Annotated in this window: 17 protein-coding genes; 10 read left to right on the forward strand and 7 right to left on the reverse strand. The window is 61.5% G+C overall.

Annotated elements, in window-relative coordinates:
• The first annotated feature begins 79 nt into the window (after nucleotides 1–79).
• The 4 genes from A11A3_RS07030 to A11A3_RS07050 all read left to right on the forward strand — a co-directional run bounded on the left by A11A3_RS07030 (nucleotide 80) and on the right by A11A3_RS07050 (nucleotide 5,697).
• The gene (locus tag A11A3_RS07030; RefSeq protein WP_040296867.1) at nucleotides 80–571 is read left to right on the forward strand and encodes an Rsd/AlgQ family anti-sigma factor; all 492 of its coding nucleotides are present in this window, start codon (nucleotides 80–82) and stop codon (nucleotides 569–571) included.
• A 326-nt stretch (nucleotides 572–897) separates the two neighbouring features.
• On the forward strand, nucleotides 898–1,833 hold the full coding sequence (locus A11A3_RS07040; protein WP_008928584.1) for an ABC transporter ATP-binding protein: 936 nt from the start codon (nucleotides 898–900) through the stop codon (nucleotides 1,831–1,833).
• Nucleotides 1,826–4,708: a Gldg family protein gene (locus A11A3_RS07045; RefSeq protein WP_008928585.1), complete on the forward strand. Its 2,883-nt coding sequence runs from the start codon at nucleotides 1,826–1,828 to the stop codon at nucleotides 4,706–4,708. The genes A11A3_RS07040 and A11A3_RS07045 overlap by 8 nt, the downstream gene beginning before the upstream one ends.
• On the forward strand, nucleotides 4,708–5,697 hold the full coding sequence (locus A11A3_RS07050) for a DUF4340 domain-containing protein (RefSeq protein WP_008928586.1): 990 nt from the start codon (nucleotides 4,708–4,710) through the stop codon (nucleotides 5,695–5,697). The genes A11A3_RS07045 and A11A3_RS07050 overlap by 1 nt, the downstream gene beginning before the upstream one ends.
• A 216-nt stretch (nucleotides 5,698–5,913) precedes the next feature.
• On the opposite strand, the gene bamJ is transcribed toward A11A3_RS07050, so the two are convergent.
• Both bamJ and A11A3_RS07060 read right to left on the reverse strand, forming a co-directional pair.
• A complete protein-coding gene (gene bamJ, locus A11A3_RS07055; protein WP_008928587.1) occupies nucleotides 5,914–6,696 on the reverse strand; it encodes a BamJ family beta-barrel-assembly machinery protein in 783 nt (260 codons plus the stop codon).
• Between the two features lie 15 nt (nucleotides 6,697–6,711).
• Complete coding sequence (locus A11A3_RS07060; RefSeq protein ID WP_008928588.1) at nucleotides 6,712–7,053, reverse strand: DUF4124 domain-containing protein; 342 nt, start codon at nucleotides 7,051–7,053, stop codon at nucleotides 6,712–6,714.
• Nucleotides 7,054–7,220: 167 nt separating this feature from the next.
• On the opposite strand from A11A3_RS07060, the gene A11A3_RS07065 reads away from it, so the two are divergent.
• On the forward strand, nucleotides 7,221–7,952 hold the full coding sequence (locus tag A11A3_RS07065) for a nucleotide-binding protein (protein WP_008928589.1): 732 nt from the start codon (nucleotides 7,221–7,223) through the stop codon (nucleotides 7,950–7,952).
• Here the strand turns inward: A11A3_RS07065 and bioA are convergent.
• Both bioA and A11A3_RS07075 read right to left on the reverse strand, forming a co-directional pair.
• Nucleotides 7,923–9,227 (reverse strand): adenosylmethionine--8-amino-7-oxononanoate transaminase, encoded by a 1,305-nt coding sequence (gene bioA, locus A11A3_RS07070; RefSeq protein ID WP_008928590.1) that lies wholly within the window; start codon nucleotides 9,225–9,227, stop codon nucleotides 7,923–7,925. The genes A11A3_RS07065 and bioA overlap by 30 nt on opposite strands.
• A gap of 174 nt (nucleotides 9,228–9,401) precedes the next feature.
• Nucleotides 9,402–9,857, reverse strand: a complete 456-nt coding sequence (locus A11A3_RS07075; RefSeq protein WP_008928591.1) for a TIGR02444 family protein — start codon at nucleotides 9,855–9,857, stop codon at nucleotides 9,402–9,404.
• Nucleotides 9,858–9,935: 78 nt separating this feature from the next.
• Here A11A3_RS07075 and A11A3_RS07080 point away from each other — a divergent pair, with 78 nt between their 5' ends.
• Nucleotides 9,936–11,846, forward strand: a complete 1,911-nt coding sequence (locus tag A11A3_RS07080) for an ATP-binding cassette domain-containing protein (protein WP_008928592.1) — start codon at nucleotides 9,936–9,938, stop codon at nucleotides 11,844–11,846.
• Between the two features lie 432 nt (nucleotides 11,847–12,278).
• On the opposite strand, the gene A11A3_RS07085 is transcribed toward A11A3_RS07080, so the two are convergent.
• The 3 genes from A11A3_RS07085 to A11A3_RS07095 form a co-directional block, all read right to left on the reverse strand.
• Nucleotides 12,279–12,641: a putative quinol monooxygenase gene (locus A11A3_RS07085; RefSeq protein ID WP_008928593.1), complete on the reverse strand. Its 363-nt coding sequence runs from the start codon at nucleotides 12,639–12,641 to the stop codon at nucleotides 12,279–12,281.
• Between the two features lie 143 nt (nucleotides 12,642–12,784).
• Nucleotides 12,785–13,474 carry an anti-sigma factor gene (locus A11A3_RS07090; protein WP_008928594.1) on the reverse strand — a complete coding sequence of 230 codons (690 nt, stop codon included), beginning with the start codon at nucleotides 13,472–13,474 and terminating at the stop codon, nucleotides 12,785–12,787.
• Nucleotides 13,471–14,016 (reverse strand): sigma-70 family RNA polymerase sigma factor, encoded by a 546-nt coding sequence (locus A11A3_RS07095; RefSeq protein WP_040296872.1) that lies wholly within the window; start codon nucleotides 14,014–14,016, stop codon nucleotides 13,471–13,473. Before A11A3_RS07095 ends, A11A3_RS07090 begins: the two co-directional genes overlap by 4 nt.
• 176 nt (nucleotides 14,017–14,192) lie before the next feature.
• On the opposite strand from A11A3_RS07095, the gene A11A3_RS07100 reads away from it, so the two are divergent.
• Genes A11A3_RS07100 through A11A3_RS07115 form a run of 4 tightly spaced genes read left to right on the forward strand, consistent with a single transcriptional unit; the run spans nucleotide 14,193 to nucleotide 18,213 of the window.
• Nucleotides 14,193–15,701: a DUF4331 domain-containing protein gene (locus A11A3_RS07100; RefSeq protein ID WP_040296873.1), complete on the forward strand. Its 1,509-nt coding sequence runs from the start codon at nucleotides 14,193–14,195 to the stop codon at nucleotides 15,699–15,701.
• 10 nt (nucleotides 15,702–15,711) lie between these two features.
• A complete protein-coding gene (locus tag A11A3_RS07105; RefSeq protein ID WP_008928597.1) occupies nucleotides 15,712–15,957 on the forward strand; it encodes a hypothetical protein in 246 nt (81 codons plus the stop codon).
• On the forward strand, nucleotides 15,947–17,095 hold the full coding sequence (locus A11A3_RS07110; RefSeq protein ID WP_008928598.1) for a tetratricopeptide repeat protein: 1,149 nt from the start codon (nucleotides 15,947–15,949) through the stop codon (nucleotides 17,093–17,095). The genes A11A3_RS07105 and A11A3_RS07110 overlap by 11 nt, the downstream gene beginning before the upstream one ends.
• Nucleotides 17,092–18,213 carry a HupE/UreJ family protein gene (locus A11A3_RS07115; RefSeq protein WP_008928599.1) on the forward strand — a complete coding sequence of 374 codons (1,122 nt, stop codon included), beginning with the start codon at nucleotides 17,092–17,094 and terminating at the stop codon, nucleotides 18,211–18,213. Before A11A3_RS07110 ends, A11A3_RS07115 begins: the two co-directional genes overlap by 4 nt.
• The last annotated feature ends 31 nt before the right edge of the window (nucleotides 18,214–18,244 follow it).

The following is an 18,244-nucleotide window of genomic DNA, read 5'->3' on the forward strand; positions in this document are numbered from 1 at the left end:
ACCGCTAGTCTCGGAGGTCCGCCAGAAAGGTGTGCAAGGAACGGTTAACCGGTGAGCGATTCTTCAAGGAGGGAACACCATGGCAAGCCCGACACCGACAACCCTGGGGCAATGGCAACGGATCGAAGCATTGGTGCAGGCCTGGCTGGATGAACGCCGGCAATTGATCGTGCTGCTGTGCGCCATTCAGGGCCTGCGCAATTACAGTGAGGAAAAACCGCAACCGGTGCACCAGCAGGTACAGGCCTTCTGCCAGTTATTGATGGACTATATCAGTGCCGGTTATTTCGAGATTTATCGGGAGCTGGTCAACGAGGCCCGCTCCTTCCGGCGCGACAACCCGGAACTCACCCGTCATATTCTGGCGCGGCTGGACAGTTCCACCGATGAGGCCCTGGCGTTCAATGCCGAGTTCGAAAAACCGGAACGATGCCAGCAGAAGATCCATGAGCTGCCCGACCGCATCAGCCACCTGATGGAAACCCTGGAAGAACGGTTCTCCCTGGAAGATCAGCTGATTCTCAGTATTCATCAGCAGGAGCCGCCGCGACTGCAGGCAGTGATGCATTGACCGGAGCCCTAATCCACTAACAATCGGCCTGCCGGGATAACCGGGCGGTTATCCCACAGGCACACAAGGCCACAGGATGTTCCCTTTGTTGGCATGTTGAAAACCCTCCGCAGGCCGCCCCGGCCTGCGTCTTTTTATCCCTTGCGGCCCGCACGGGCCAATCAGTGAACTCCCTCACAGACTGGCTGTCCATGTCGTTGCCATTCAATGGCATCGCGGGACCGGCGCGACGGTCTGCGACGGTCCTGTAGTCCTCCGCCGCCGCCCGGCCCTCTCCCATCCGGTGTACCGCACCGGGAACCATAACAACGAACGGGAGCATGAGGATGATCCAACTGGAGAATCTCACCCGCCGCTACGGCGACTATGTCGCTGTCAGCAACCTCACCTGCCGGATACAACCCGGCGAGATCGTCGGCCTGCTGGGACGCAACGGGGCCGGCAAAACCACCACCATGAAAATGCTCACCGGCGCCCTGGAACCGGATGCCGGACAGGTATTGATCCATGGCCGCGACATGGCCGACCACCGCCAGAGCCTGCAGCGCCGTATCGGCTACCTGCCGGAGAACTGCCCGGTGTACCCGGAAATGACCGTGGTCGAATACCTGGATTACCGCGCCACCCTGCTGGACGTGCCGCCGGCGCAACGCATGCCTGCCATTCGCAAGGCGGTGCGCAAGGCCGAGCTGGAAAGCAAACTGCTATCGCCCATCAGCACCCTGTCACGGGGCTATCGGCAGCGGGTGGGCGTGGCCCAGGCCATCATCCACGACCCGGACATCGTCATTCTTGACGAGCCCACCAATGGCCTGGACCCGCAGCAGATCCGCCACATGCGAGACCTGATCCGTGAGCTGGCACGCCATGCCACGGTGATTGTCTCTACCCATATCCTCCAGGAAGTGGAAGCGGTCTGTCAGCACGTGCTGATTCTGCGCCACGGCGAACTGGTGGTGGACTCGCCCCTGGCGGACCTGGCCCACGACCAGCAATTGCTGGTGGGCAGCGATGCGAGCGCCGCGCAGATGCAGTCACTACTGCAATCACTGCCCGGTGTACAGGGCATTCACCCCCAATCCCCGGACCACCATTACCTGCTCACCCTTAATGAGCCGGCGGAGCAGGTGGCGCCGCAGGTAGCCAGCACCCTGGTCGGCCAGGGCCATGCCCTGTTCCAGTTGCAACCTCGCAGCCGGGACCTGGAAGCCCTGTTCCGGGAAGTCAACGACACTCAGCTTGAGGAGCAAGCCAATGCGTAACACCGCACAGGTAACCCTGCGCGAACTGCGCGGTTACTTCGGCTCCCCGGTAGCCTATTTGTTCATGGCTGCGTTTCTGGGAGTCACCCTTTTTGTCTTTTTCTGGGTAGACACCTTTTTCTCCCGCAATGTGGCCGATATCCGGCCGCTGTTCGAATGGATGCCGTTGCTGCTTATTTTCCTGGTGGCGGCCATTACCATGCGAAGCTGGAGTGAAGAGCGCCGTTCCGGCACGCTCGAACTGTTACTGACCGCACCGCGTTCCGACCTGGAGCTGGTACTGGGGAAATTCCTCGGCTGCCTGGGCCTGGTTGCCGTGGCGGTGCTGCTGACCCTGCCGGTGCCGATCACCGTTTCCCTGATCGGTCCGCTGGACTGGGGCCCGGTGGTGGGCGGCTATGTGGCCACCCTGCTGCTGGCCAGTGCCTATATTTCCCTGGGTCTGTTTATTTCCTCGCTCACCGAAAACCAGATTGTCAGCCTGATCGGCACCCTGCTGGTGGGGCTGGCGCTCTACTTTATCGGCGCCGCCGCCCTCACCGATCTGGCCAGCCAGCCGGTGGCGGACCTGCTCAGCAGCCTGGGCACCGGCGCACGCTTCGACAGCATTACCCGTGGTGTGCTGGACGTGCGTGATCTGGTCTATTACCTGAGCCTGACATTGCTGTTTCTGACGCTCAACGTACTGGTGCTGGAACGCCAGCGCTGGTCCAGCGGCGGCGGCAGCAGCCACCGTCGCTGGCGTATCGCCACCGCCCTGGTCATCGCCAACGTGCTATTGCTCAACCTGTGGCTGGCCCCGGTTCGCGGCCTGCGCGCCGACCTCACCGAAGGCAACATCTACTCGCTGTCGGAAACCACCACCACCTACCTGCAACAGCTGCGCGAGCCACTGCTGATCCGTGGTTACTTCAGCAAGAAGACCCACCCGCTACTGGCACCACTGGTGCCGCAGCTCAAGGATCTGTTGCATGAATATGGCGTGCGCGGCGGTCGCAACGTGAAGGTGGAGATCGTGGATCCGCAATCCGACCCGAAAGTGGCCCAGGAAGCCGCCAGCCGCTACGGCATCAAGCCGGTGCCCTTCCGCACCCAGAGCAAGTACGAATCTGCGGTGGTCAATTCCTACTTCAATGTGCTGATCCAGTACGGTGACGAACACAAGGTGCTCAACTTCCGCGACCTGATCAAGATCGAGAATCGCGGGGGCGCCAGCGTCAAGGTGGTGCTCAATGATCCGGAATACCGGCTCACCGGCGCGGTCAAGAAAGTGGTCTCCGACTATCGCCGGGCCGGCAATGTGTTCTCCGCCATCGACAAGCCGGTGACACTCAAGGCGTTCATTTCCGGCAAGCAGCGACTGCCCGACGCCCTGAGCACCCTCCGTGATGGCCTGGACGGCATTATCGGCGACCTGAAAAAACAGGCCCACGGCAAGCTCAAGGTCGACATTCAGGACCCGGGCAATCCGGACAGTCCGGCGGCCCGGTCGCTGGCCGAGCAGTACGGGTTCCAGCCGCTCAGTACCAGTCTGCTGGGCAATGATCCGTTCTTCTTCAACCTGGTGCTTGAGCGCGGCGATCAGCGCGTCGCCATCAGCCTGCCGGATGATCTGAAAACCGCCGGCCTGCGCAAGAACCTGGAAGCCGGCCTGACCCGCTTTGCCCGCGGCCTGCTCAATACCGTGGCGGTCTACAGCCCGTCCTCACCGCCGTCCTACCCGGGCATGCCGCCCCAGGGCAGTCATTTCGACACCCTGAAAAAGGCGCTCGGCAATAACGCGGTGATTCGCAAGACCGACCTGAAGAGCGGTCACCTGCCCGCCGGCACCGACCTGCTGCTGGTGCTCGATCCACACAACCTCACCGACAGGCAACTGTTCACCATTGACCAGTTCATGATGCGCGGGGGGACCACGGTGATGGCCGCCAGCCCCTTCAAGATCAGCGTCGGTCAGCAGGGCCTGTCCGCCAGTGCGCAGAAAACCGGCCTGAAAAAATGGCTGGCGCAGAAGGGCGTTCACCTGGATCACTCCATGGTGCTCGACCCGGTCAACGCCCGCTTCCCGATTCCGGTGACCCGAAATCTGGGCGGCATCCCGATACGCGAATACCGGCAGACCGACTATCCCTACTTCGCCGATATCCGCGACCATCAACTGGCCGGTGATTCGGTGATCACCCATGGGCTGGGGCAACTGACCATGACCTGGGCCTCGCCCATCATGCTGGACAAGACACTGCCCGAAGGCCTTACCGCCAAGACCCTGATCCGCAGTTCCGAGGGCGCCTGGCAATCCTCGTCCACGCAAATCATGCCGGTGGGCGACAACGGCGAGGTCAGCTGGAAACCTTCCGGCCAGCGTGGCAGCAAGGTATTGGGCACGGTGATCAGCGGCCGCTTTGATTCCTACTTCAAGGGCAAGCCCAATCCGCTGCTGGCCGCTGATGACGGCAAAGGCAAACCACAGGGCGCCCACGGCAAGGCGAAGAAGGCCGCGCTGAAAGTGGGCTCGGTCATCGCGCACTCACCGGCCAACACCCGGCTGGTCTTGCTGTCTTCCGGCAGCTTCCTCACCGACACCATGATGCAACTGCAGGAACTGGCCGCCGGCCAGCCCTACGAGCAGCCGGTGCAGCTGATGCGCAACACCCTGGACTGGGCGCTGGAAGACCCGGCCCTGCTGGCCCTGCGCGACCAGACTCGCACCTCGCGGATCCTGCAACCGCTCAGTGATGGCGAACGCCAGTTCTGGGAATACCTCAACTACGGCCTGGCCCTGCTCGGGCTGCTGGTGGTGTTCCTGATTGCCCGCGGCAGTCGCCGCCGCCGTGAGCGCCGTTACTTCAATGCACTGAACGGGGAGGAGGTATAATGCGCAAGTTCAATGCCACACTGTGGGGCCTGCTGATCGTGCAGGTGATTCTGGTCGGGCTCGCCTTCGGCGGCCTGGGCAGCCGGAAGGCCGGCGCCGACGGCCCCTATATCACACTCGACCCGGCCTCCCTGACCTCGCTGACCCTCACCGGCAGCAAGGGGAAAAGCCTGACCCTGGCACACCAGGACGGCCACTGGCAGGTACCGGACAAGTGGGACTTCCCGGTGGATGCCGACAAGATCCAGCGTCTGATCAACGGCCTCAACAGCGCCCGTCCGGACCTGCCGGTGGCGGTCTCCAACGATGCCCGCCAGCGCTTCCACGTGGCCAGCGACAAGTTTGAACGCCACCTGGTGTTCAAGACCGCCAAGGGTACGGCGCTGGATCTTTACCTGGGCAGCAACGCCGGCGCCAACCGCGTCTATGCAAGACTTGCCGGTCAGGGCGCCATTCAGGCGTTGACGCTGCCGCTATGGCAGGCGGGGCTCCAGGCCGAAGACTGGCTCGACCGCAACTACCTGAAACCGGCCCTGGCCAACCAGCGCCGTATCACCCTGCCCGGCGTCACCCTGACCCGTGACAACCAGCAGTGGCAGGTGGCAGACCTGGCGGCCGGTAAACAGTCGAACCCCGGCAAGGTGCAGGGGCTGCTGGATCATTTGTCGTCACTGCAATGGCAGACCCTGGAAGGACGCACCGACACGGTCAGCCTGCCGGCACAGGCCACCTTCACGGTGACGCTGACGCCGAAGGACGGCAAGGCGGTGGCCTGGCGCTTCTATCAGGACACGCTCAACAGCGGCAAACCCCGCTGGCGACTGAGTCGCTCCGACAGCCCCTACGTGTTTACCGTGGCGGTACAGGATGTCACTCCCCTGCGCGATGCCAGCACCGATGGTCTCAGCCAGGACAAACCGGTTGAGGATAGCGGTAAGGGTGACCAGGCCGCGACGGCACCGACGGCCGGCCTCGGCAAGGGCAAGTAAACCAACGCGCCGGGGTTGCCCCGGCGCATTCCCTCAATCATCAACGCACAGACAGAAACACGTTCATCGCACCGCCGTCGAGGTGATGCATAGCAGGTACCTCCTGTGCTTCGTGGGCACAGGTCTACCGCCCGCAGGCTGGCACCGCGAATGTGATGGACATAAAAAAAGCGAACCCGAAGGTTCGCTTTTTTCTACACGGAAAAAACGGCGCGCTTATTCGGCGGCGTCATCACCCGCGTCGCTATCGGCATCAGCGTCGGCTGCCGCGTCATCACCTTTCGGTTCCGGCATTTCCAGACCTTTGCCTTTCACGTCCAGCAGCTGGATCTGGAAGACCAGCGCCTGGTTCGGGCCGATGTCACCGCCGGCACCCTGCTCGCCATAGGCCAGCTTGGGCGGCAGTACCACACGCCACTTGGCCCCTTCGGTCATCATCGGCAGGGCTTCCTGCCAGCCGGGAATGATGTGCTGCAGGGAGAAAGACGCCGGGGTACCACGCTCGATGGAGCTGTCGAAGACCTTGCCATCCGGCAGGGTGCCTTCGTAGTCCACCACCACGGTGTCATCCAGGGTCGGATGCACACCGCCTTCTTTACCTTCTTCCAGCACCTGATATTGCAGGCCGCTGTCAGTGGTCTTCACGCCATCTTTCTTGGCGTTCTCGGCCAGGAATTTTTCGCTGGCGGTTTCATTGGCCTTGGCTTCTTCCTTCATCTTGGCCTGTTGCTGCTTGATCACACGGCCCTGGAAGTCACGGATCAGCTTGTCCAGATCTTCGTCGCCCAGCTGGGACTTGCCGTCCTTGTCGAAGCCGTCACGCAGACCGGCAACCATGGCGTCCACATTCAGGTTTTCCAGGCTGCGCATCTGCTCGGCGCTACGGAAACCCAGGGCATAGGATGCTTTCTGATCGTCAGTCTTCAGTGTCACTTTGTCCTGACCGCCACAGGCAGCCAGCAAAACGGTGCTCGCAAGCACCACTCCAAACTTCTTCATTACGCCTCCATTGGCCTAGTGTTGTTGTTCATCTGCAGCACGCTTGCCACCACGCATGTCTTCACTGGTCATGGTGGTGGGCGCCTTCACGGTAACCGTTTCCGCCCGGACTCCGGCCGGCGGAATCTGGCCATACTGCCAGTTTCCGGCCCTGTCACGCCAGCGGTACAGCTCGGCGCTGCCATCCGTGCGCCCGTTAACCAGGGCCTGCGGATGGTCCAGCCAGCGCTGCGGTTGCTGCCAGTTGTCCCTGACATACTGCCAATTGAGTACCGGGTTGCCGTTTTTGACCGGTAAGGTAAACAGCGCGGCCATTACCGCAGCAACCAACACAATTACAATAATCAGGTAACGCATGACCCGGGATTCTCCTTATAGTTCCCCAACCCGGCCACGCGGCGCCCCATTGTGCGGGCGGCCAACGCCGGTGAAAAGGACAAAAAAAGCCATTTGATCACTTTGCCATCATCGTTGACGGTCTATAGTCTCAAGACAAGGATAAGAAATAATCACCACGGGCCCCTATGACCAGTGCACAAAACCCGCAGTCTTCTTTCTCACGGCCCGCCGGCTCCGGGCAGCGCATGGTTATTCTGGTCGCCAACAGCAAGGGCGGCTGCGGCAAAACCACCATTGCCACCAATCTGGCCTGTTATTACGCCGCCCTGGGCCGGCCGGTCACCCTGCTGGATCTGGACCCGCAGCAATCCGCCCTGCAATGGCTGAAACTGCGCCCCAACGACGATATTCACGGACTCTCCTGGCCCAACGGCGAACCGCTATCACTGGGACGGCTGCAACAGCGTCTGGACCATGCCGGTGAGCTGGTCATCATCGACTCCCCCGCCGGCCTGGATACGCACCAGCTGGATCATCTGTTGCGCCTGTCGCAGATCGTGCTGGTGCCGGTATTGCCCAGCCCCATCGACATCCGCGCCACCACCCGCTTTCTGCAATCGGTAATGCTGACGCCCAGCTATCGGCGCCGGCCCCGACGGCTGGCGGTGATCGCCAACCGGGCCCGCACCCGTACCAAGATGTACGAGTCCCTGCGCCAGTTTCTGTCCAGCCTGAAGATTCCCTACCTGGTAACCCTGCGTGACACCCAGCTGTATGTGCAGGCCATGGCCAGCGGCGAGGGCATCATGGATGTGGCGGTTTCGCGCAATGTGGAAGACCAGAGGCACTGGCGCATCATCGGCGAATGGCTGGAAGTGCAGCGCCACCTAATCCGCGCCCTGCCCGGCTTTCGCTAGTCCGCTGCGCGTGGCCAGGTCCTTCATGGCGTCCGTCAGCTGTCGCAATTGATCCGGTGCGATCACGAAGGGCGGCATGATGTAAACCAGCTTGCCGAACGGACGAATCCACACGCCCTGCTCCACGAACCGCTGTTGCACCTGGGCCATGGCCACCGGTTCATGCATTTCCATCACGCCGATGGCGCCCAGCACACGGGTATCGGCCACCGCGGGCAACGCCTTCAGCGGCAGTAAATCCGCCCGTAGCTGGGCCTCGATGGCCGCCACCTTGCGCTGCCAGTCACTGTCGAGCAGCAACTGGATGCTGGCGTTGGCCACCGCGCAGGCCAGCGGGTTGCCCATGAAGGTGGGCCCGTGCATCAACACGCCAGCCTCGCCGTCACAGATGCCGGCGGCCACCCGGTCGCTACAGAGGGTCGCCGCCAGGGTCATGTAACCGCCGGTGATGGCCTTGCCCAGGCAGAGAATATCCGGGCATACCTGCGCATGCTCCAGGGCAAACAGCTTGCCGGTGCGGCCGAAGCCGGTGGCGATTTCATCGAAGATCAGCAGCACCTGGAACTCGTCACAGAGTTCGCGCACCGCCTTGAGATAGGCCGGGCTGTAAATGCGCATGCCGCCAGCCCCCTGTACCACCGGCTCCAGAATCACCGCGGCAATCTGCTCGTGGTGTTGCTCCAGCTGCTCGCGCACGGCGGCCACGTCCGACGGGTCCAGCGGCCCGTCAAAGGGGCTTTGCGGCGCCGGGGCGAAAAAATGCTTTGCCAGCACGCCCTGAAACAGCGAGTGCATGCCGTTGACCGGATCACAGGCGGCCATGGCCCCAAAGGTATCGCCGTGATAACCGTTACGCAGGGCCAGCAGCTTGTCCTTGCCCCGGTGGCCCTGGCTGAGCCAGAACTGCAGCGCCATCTTGATGGCCACCTCCACCGACACCGAGCCGCTATCGGCCAGAAACACCTTCTGCAATGGCGCCGGTGTCAGCGCTACCAGTTTCTTGCCCAGCGCCACCGCCGGCTCATGGGTCAGGCCGCCGAACATCACGTGAGCCATCTTTTCCAGCTGCTCGCTGGCCGCCTGGTTCAGTACCGGGTGATGGTAGCCGTGCACCGCCGCCCACCAGGACGACATGCCGTCCACCAGCCGGCGACCATCCTCCAGCTCCAGATACACACCCTCCGCCCGGGCCACCGGGTAGGTGGGCAACGGCGCCGAGGTCGACGTGTAGGGATGCCAGAGGTGGTCGCGGTCGAAATCCAGATCCGTGGTCATGAAAGGGCCTTAAACACCGGTAAAAAGGTAATGCTGTTCACTCAAGCTCGGGACTCTGTGGGAGCGTGCTTGCACGCGAAGGGAGCACTTTGAAATAAAGGCTTCGCGTGCAAGCACGCTCCCACAAAAAACCAAAATCACGACTTAAAGTAATCGCACTACAGTAACAAGGGGCTATAACGATAGCAGCTCACTCAGGTCCGCCTGCAACCCCTGGCACTGGGCCATTTCCGGGATCAGTACCAGCAGCCAGCCGAGCGGATTGACCTCACCGGCCGCCGGCAACAGGTTGCCACACTGTGCCTCCAGGGCCTGGAGCAGCCAGCGCTCGCCCTCCAGCTCCACCTGCTGCACCTGGCGCTGGAACTCCGGAAAGCGCGTATCCGTGGCCGCCTGACGACGCACGCCACGCAGCGGGCGCAGGTAATCCTGCTCGAACTGCTCGGCCAGCGCCGCCAGTCGGCGACCCACCGCCGCATCCGGCTGCTTGCCGCTATCGGCCAGCCACAGGCCGGTGAGCAACAACGACACCGGCACATTGAAGTCGTCCTGCAATTTCAGACAACAGCGCTCGAAGGCGCGCTGTTGCCAGCGCCCCAGCGCATAGCGCCACAGATCGTCCTCACTCACGGCATCCCCTTCTGTCTGTCTGGCGGTTGCACTACACTGCGCCGGTCATTCTCAAGCCGGCCCCAGGCCCCGTCTACCATGCTGTCTCTGGAACATATCAATCTGCGCCGCGGCCCCGACCTGCTGCTCGAAGACGCCAGCTTTGTCTTGCACAAGGGCTGGCGCGTGGGCCTGGTGGGCCGCAACGGCAGCGGCAAGAGCTCGCTGTTCAAGCTTATCATGGGCGAGCTGGAGAGCGACGGCGGCCAGCTGAACCGGCCGGCGGACTGGCGCCTGGCGATGATGGCCCAGGAAGTGCCGGCACTGGACTGCGCCGCCATCGACTATGTGCTCGATGGCCACCAGGCCCTGCGCCGGGCCGAAAAAACACTGGCCCAGGCAGAAGCCGCCGGCGACAACCACGCCATCGCCCATGCCCACGCCGAGCTGGAAGCCCTGCATGCCTGGCAACAACCGGCCCGCGCCGCCACCCTGCTGGCCGGTCTGGGTTTCAGCGAGGCCCAGCAGCAACAACCGGTGGCCAGCTTCTCCGGCGGCTGGCGCATGCGTCTCAACCTGGCCCAGGTACTGATGAGCGACGCGGACCTGCTGCTGCTCGACGAGCCCACTAACCACCTGGACCTGGATGCCATCCTCTGGCTGCAAGGCTATCTGGTACAGCAGCCCGGTGCCCTGCTGGTGATCTCCCACGATCGTGCCTTCCTGGATGCCACCGTCAACCAGATCCTGCATATCGAACATCAAAGCCTGAAGCATTACACCGGCGGCTACTCGGATTTCGAACGTCAGCGTGCCGAAAAGCTGGCCCTGCAACAGAAGATGCACGACAAACAGCAGGCCCAGGTGGCCCACCTGCAGAAATTCATTACCCGCTTCAAGGCCAAGGCCAGCAAGGCCAAACAGGCCCAGAGCCGGGTCAAGGCACTGGAAAAACTGGAACTGATCGCCCCCGCCCATGTGGATTCCGGCTTCAGCTTCGAGTTCCACACCCCGGAAAAACTGCCCAACCCCATGGAAAACCTGGACAAGGTGCAGTGCGGCTATCGCAACGCGGATGGCGACGCGGTGATTCTTGAACGGGTCATCCTGAGTCTGCGGCCGGAATCACGCATCGGTCTGCTGGGCCCCAACGGCGCTGGCAAATCTACCCTGGTGCGCACCCTGGTGGGCGAACTGCCGGCCCTGGGCGGCCACTTTGAAAAAGACGGCGACCTGAAGATCGGCTACTTCCACCAGCAACAGGTGGACCGGCTGGACGCCAAGGACACCCCCTACCAGATGCTGGCGCGCTTCTACCCGCAATGGAGCGAGTCACAGCTACGCGGTGAGCTGGGCCGCTTCGGCTTTCAGGGCGACGATGTGTTCGCCCCCGTCGGCCGCTTCTCCGGCGGCGAAAAGTCGCGCCTGGCACTGGCCATGATCGTGCAGGAAAAGCCCGCTCTGCTGCTGCTCGACGAACCGGCCAACCACCTGGACCTGGACATGCGCGAAGCGCTGACGCTGGCGCTACAGGCTTTCGAAGGCGCCGTGGTGCTGGTCTCCCACGACCGCCACCTGCTGGAAACCACCGTGGACGAGTTCTATCTGGTGGCCAACGGCGGCGTCAGCCGCTTCGACGGCGACCTGGACGACTATGCCCGCTGGCTGCAACAGAACCGCAAGGACGGCAAACCGGCCAAGGAAGACAAACCCGCCGACGCCCTGGACGCCAAGGCCAAACGCCAGCTGGCCGCACAAAAACGCGAACAGCTTCGCCCGCTCAAGAAGCAGGTGGAAAAACTGGAAAAAGCCCTCAGCCAGTGCGAGACGGAACTGGAGAACGTGGAAAGCGCACTCGGCGATGACACCCTTTACACCGACGACAGCCGTAAAGCAGAAATGAACGGCCTGCTGGGCGACCAGGCGCGACTGAAAAAACAGCATGACGTGCTGGAAGGGGAATTGCTGGAGGCGATGGAAACGCTGGAGGAGGCGGAAGGGGAACTGTAAATGATTACCCGTATACTTCTCTTTCTGAAGGTGATGCAGAACAAATAACTGCCTCCAGATCGTGGCACGTCAAGATATTGAACCGCTCACATGAATATAAATATACTCATGTTTATCAACTACCATAAAAACGTCTCTTTAAAATCCTCATAACAGGACTTGCAAATCCAATAGTAAAGATCGTCAGTTGCATACCCTTCTTCCAAGGCGCCATCTTGCGAGGACAATGAGAATTTTTCATAACAAAATTCGCAATGGTCATGATCCCAGCTCTCTCGATAAGCCTTGTATCGCATCAGCACTAAGCGAACCCCTTTCAGGTACTTCTCCTGCCCCCGTCTACGCCAATCCGTTAACTCTGACATTGCCGCCTCTCTGACACTGACTCAGCCCGCAAACATCTGAAACCTTCCTCTCTACCTTTTCCCTTGGTCAGACAACTCTGGATTTTACCGTGTTGTAGGCAGTAAACGATCTTTCAATAAGGCCCAACATTTTCGCGGCCTCCCTCCAGGGGACAATATGCGGAGCGACCAAATGTGCATTGAGGCTTTCATCACTTGGCCACAGTTCCGAAAATCGTATCAAGCCGGGATCAGTTAAATCCTCGGCTACGTCGTAGGCGATACATTTGTCATATTTTCTTGTCGCTTCGACAAACTTCATGAGATACGGCCTGACGGCCTCCATGGATTCAGGAGGGAAACGCAGGTACCCGAAAACTGCAACTTTCACTTCCATGTTAAGTACACCCTCTCCAGAGATGAGATATCCAAGCACATCGAGCAACGCCATTTAGGAATGAAACGGTTTATCTCAACATAGCAAAGAGGTAACGATCATGCTGCATCCCCCACTACGAAACGAGCAGTTGATCGCATTAAAGACAGCGAAGTCTTCGTATCAAAAACAGGAGGACGGGAGCCTGTCGCGCTTCTCTACAAAGAAACCAGCCGGGTCTGGTAGACCACCGGGCCGGTGGGCTGGCCGGTGGGAGAGCCGCCGGCGGGTTCGATGCTGATGGCCAGGTGACGGGAGCGCAGCAGGTCCTGCAGCTGGTCCGGGCTCAGCGTGACGCGTAGCTCAGCGCCGCCGGTAGGCAGCAGCGCCAACGAGACCGGGGCGCCGGAGGTGGGCAACAACCACAGTTCGTAGGACTGATTCGGTCCGGGCGCGGGCACCGTGGGCAACGCCTTCAGGGTCAGCTCATGGCTCTTCTGACTGGCATCCAGCAACCACAGCGGCTGTGACTGCTGATCCTGCACCACGCCGAGGTAGCCAACCACCGGCGCCGGCGCTGTCGGGTATGGCGTCCAGACCAGTACCGCCAGCAGGGCAACCATGGCCAGGCCGGCAGCCCAGCGCCAGGGCGCAACGCGCTCTGCGGCCTGCCGTGGCGTGCCGAAAAGCCGCCTGTCGATGTTGTTCCAGGCCTGCGGCGGTGGCACGACCGGCTCCACGGCGTGGTTGAGCGGCTGAAAGTTCCTTTCCCAATACCACACCTGACGACGCAGCCGGGGGGATTCCATCATCCAGCGCTCGAAACGGCGTCGGGCCTTGCCCTGCAGCGTGCCGATAACGTATTCGGCGGCCAGGGCATGGCCTCTTTCATAATGATCCGGCTTCATTGCGACAGACACCGACGCAGGGTATCGAGCCCGCGGCGCAGCCAGCTCTTGGCGGTACCCAGCGGTTGCCCCATGGCCTGGGCCAGTTGCTGATGACTCAAGCCGCGAAAGTAGGCCATCTCGATACTGGTGCGATAGCCCTCGTCCAGATCACGCAGGCAATCATTGAGGCGGTGGCGGTCGATACTGGCCATGGCATTCTGCATGGGGCCGGGCCGCTCACATTGCAGGCTGTTGATCATGTTGTCACCGCCGGCTTCGCGCTGACGTTTGCGCAGCACATCCAGGCAGCGGTAACGACAGATGGACATCATCCAGGTCAGCGGGGTGCCGCGATCGGCATGGTATTCCCCGGCATGGTGCCAGACCTGCACATAGACTTCCTGCAATGCATCCTGGGCTTCGTCGCGATTGCCGAGAAGATGTACGCACATACCAAACAGGGCTCCACTGCTTTTCTGGTATAGCAAGGCGAACGCATTACGATCACCCTGCGCCGATTTTGCCAGGTAATCTGCGAGTGTTTCCCTTGAGAATGGCATTGGACAGTAGCCTTGATAAAGAGAATAAATTTGTTGTCTTTATCGCCATTTCACACCCGCTGTCGTCATTAGTACGTGAATTCACAACGATTGGATGCAAATAAATTTTTTTTGAATCCAAAAACCATTTCGCAGCGTAGAGCTTGTAAATACCGCGACTAAATCGGAGGGTTCCCATGCTACGTCGCTCACTCGCTCTACCTGTCACCATGACCTTGTGCGCCAGTCTGGCGGCGCCGCTTGCCATGGCATCAAGCCACCGCGAAGCGCCTTTCATCACCGGCATGCCCAAGGTGGACGGTACGGACTTCTACATGTTTCGCAGTTATGAAAGCGGACGTGAAGATTACGTGACTCTTATCGCCAACTATCTGCCCCTGCAGGATGCCTACGGCGGCCCCAACTACTTTGCCCTGGACGACAAGGCCGTCTATGAAATCCACATCGACAACGATGGCGATGCCAGGGAAGACCTGACCTACCAGTTCCATTTCAATCGCAACAGCAAAGACGCCACCGTCGACGTGGACGGCAAGGATGTGCCGGTTCCGCTGATCAACATTGGCCCGGTCACCGGCAATGACAGCAGTAACCAGAATGTACAACAGACGTTCACCGTGAAGTTGATCGAAGGGGATCGCCGCAAAGGGCACGCCATGAACCTGACCCAGGCTGGCAGTGGCAGCCAGGTATTCGTCAAACCGCTGGACAATATCGGCAACAAGTCCATCAGTGATTACGCCACCTATGCCGACAACTTTATCTATGATGTGACCATTCCGGATTGCCCCAAACCCGGCCGCCTGTTTGTCGGTCAGCGCAAGGATGGCTTTGTGGTGAATCTGGGCGAGGTCTTTGACCTGGTCAACCTGAACCCGCTGGGCGCCCGGGATTCACGCAGCAATGCCATTGGTGACAAGAACGTCACCAGCCTGGCACTGGAAGTCCCCAGCAGCTGCCTGACCGGCGGCAACAGTGTGATCGGTGGCTGGACCACTGCCAGCGTCCGCCAGGCGCGCATCCTCAACCCGGCACCCCAGGGTTCCGCGCTGACCGGCAGCACCAAGGCCAAGGGCGCATCCGTGGAAGGCGGCGCTTATACCCAGGTCTCCCGTCTTGGTAACCCGCTGGTCAACGAAGTCGTGATCGGCCTGCCTGACAAGGACCGCTTCAACGCCAGCGAACCCAAGGACGATACCCAGTTCGCCAGTTACGTGACCAACCCCAGTTTGCCGGCACTGGTGCAGGTCCTCTTCAACGTGCCAGCACCGCACACCCCGCGTAACGACTTGGTGACGGTATTCCTGACCGGTGTGCCCGGGGTCACTCAACTGCCGACGGTGACGGCCAGCGAAATGTTGCGCCTGAACACGGCTATCCCCGCCACCGCAGCCGGTTCACAAAGTGATCTGGGTGTGGCCGGTGGTGACTTCGCCGGCTTCCCCAATGGCCGCCGCCCCATTGATGACGTGGTGGATATCGCTCTGACCGCGGCGGAAGGCTACCTGTGTGGTGCCGACCTGAACGGTAGCGATGCCGGTGGCGAAATCGGCAGCTGCGGGGACCAGGACAGCCAGGTCAATGGCGGCGCCATCGTCAATGACGGGGCCAAGCCGGACCCGGCTGATTACCTGACCACCTTCCCGTACCTGAACACGCCGCTGCCCGGCGCCAACAACCCCTGAGGAGGTGACCATGAAATCTCTCAAGCTGGGACTCATCGTGCTGGGCGCCGTGCTGATCTGCGCCTGCAACGATGATGACAACGACAACGCGGGCAACAACATGTCGTCGTCATCCGACTTCACGGCCTACGTGAAAAGTCTGCTGAACAACACCAGCGACACCACCGATCCCGTGGATATCAACTCGGTGACGCTAAACAGTACCAACAACGATGACCCCGACGCCTACAACAGTGTGCTCGGTAATGGTCAGTAAGCCCGCAAGCCGCTGCCGCCTGGCGGCAGCGGCCCTTCTTCTTTGCCAGGTCTGCAGTGCCGCCCCTTACACACCGGCATCCGATCAGGTGGTGCTCGCGCATCTGCCTGATTCACTGCGGGCTCTGGCGCCCCCTTCCCGGCCCCTGGAGCATGACCAGGCGCTGACACTGGCACAGCAACAGATCCATCAGGCTCGCCGCGAGGGAGACCCGCGTTTTCTCGGCTATGCCGAAGCGACCCTGGAACCGTTGCTGTCTTCAGAACCTAACGACCCCGCCGTGGGCATCATGATGGCCACCATTGAACAGAGCCGCCATCAATACCTGCAGGCCCGCAGCCGCCTGAAGAAAATCCTCAAGGCGCACCCGGAGCAGGGGCAGGGCTGGCTGACCCTGGCGGTGATTGAACGGGTACAGGCCAATTATCATGCCGCCCGGCAAGCCTGCCGGGAAAGTGCCGGCCACCTGCCGCCCAGTGCCACGGTGATTTGTCAGGCCAGCATCGAAGCCCTCACCGGCCCGCCGGGCCCGGTGTATCAACGGCTGCAACGGCTGGCGGACAGCCCCCTGCCCATGAGCGATGCCCAGCGACGCTGGATGTTCACCGAACTGGCGGAGATGGCCTGGCAGCAGGGTGATGCAGAGCAGACGCTGGCCTATACCCGCCAGGGGCTTGCCAGCGAACCCGGTGACCGCTACCTGCGCTTTCTCAAGGCCGATGCCCAACTGGCCCTGGGAAACAATCAAGCAGTCATTGATGCCTGGCAGCATCAGCTGGCCATTGACGGCGGCCTGTTACGTCTGGCCATCGCCGCCCAACGGGCCGGCCATCCCCGAGCGGAGCACTGGGCCGATCTTTACCAGCAACGCCTCAAGGCAGCGGAACAGGCCCGACAGCAGTTGCACCTGCGCGAACAGGCCCGCTTCCAGCTGGAAGTCCTGAAACAACCGCAAGCCGCGCTGGCAACCGCCAAACGCAACTGGCAGATACAGAAGGAACCGGCGGATCTGCGCATCCTCACCGCCACCGCCCGGGCCTGCCATGACCGTGACACCCTGGCACTGGCTCGCCAGTTCATTGACCAACACGGCCTGCAGGACCAGCGCGTGGCCAGCCTGCTGGGGGAGACACCATGAGGCCTTTGCTACTGTTTTTATTGCTGGCCATGGCCCTGCCAGCCTGGGCCCACAAGTCCAGTGACAGCTACCTGACGCTGATCAATAACGGTGACGACACTACCCTGACCGGCCAGTGGGATGTGGCCCTGCGGGACCTGCAACTGGCAGTGCCGCTTGATGCCAATAATGATGGCGATATCACCTGGGGCGAGCTGCGCCGGCAACAGGCGGCCCTCAATGCCCGGCTACTGCCAACCCTGTCGCTAACCGCTCTGCATGACGGCCAGCGCTACCCCTGCACGCTCAGCAGCCCGCAGTTACAGGTGGATGGGCATGTGGATGGCAATTATGCGGTGCTGCACTTACGCGGCGACTGCGGCGCCGTGCCCGACGCCATGGAGGTGGGCTACGATTTTCTGTTTGAACAGGACCCCAGCCACCAGGGCCTGCTGCGCCTGCAACTGGGTGCGCAGACCCTGAGCGCCATCTTCAGTAACCAGCACCGCCGCCAGCAACTGCAAGTCGACAGCGGTTCGCGTTGGCAGGCCTTCCAGGGCTTCGTGCGCCAGGGCATTCACCACATCCTGATCGGCTATGATCATATTCTCTTCCTGCTCACCCTGCTGTTTCCGGCAGTGTTGGTGTGGCAACGGGGAGGGTGGCTGCCGGCACGCTCCATGGGTGACGCACTGCGCGAAACCCTGGCCGTGGTCACCGCCTTCACGGTGACCCATTCCATCAGCCTGGCACTGGCAACGCTGGGGCTGGTGTCACTGCCCAGCAAACTGGTGGAGTCGGGGATTGCCCTGACCGTGGCACTGGGCGCCGCCGCCAACCTGATGCCGCGGCTATTCCCCAAACGCTGGCTGATGGCTCTGGTCTTCGGGCTGATCCACGGGCTGGGGTTTGCGTCGGTACTGGGCGATCTGGGGCTCAGCGGCGGCAACCTTGTGGTACCGCTATTCGGCTTCAATATCGGGGTGGAAATCGGCCAGGCCTTTATCGTGCTGCTGTTCGTGCCGGCGGCCTTCCTGATCCGCAATACGGTGTTCTACCGGCAATGGTTTTTGCCCGGCGGCTCGGTGGCGATCATGATCATGGCCGCGATCTGGATGGCGGAACGCCTGTCGGCCTGACGGGAAACAGACCGGCGGGAGAAGCTCCCGC

Origin of the sequence: Alcanivorax hongdengensis A-11-3, from assembly GCF_000300995.1 — a bacterium.
In the GTDB taxonomy this organism is placed as follows: Bacteria; Pseudomonadota; Gammaproteobacteria; order Pseudomonadales; family Alcanivoracaceae; genus Alcanivorax; species Alcanivorax hongdengensis.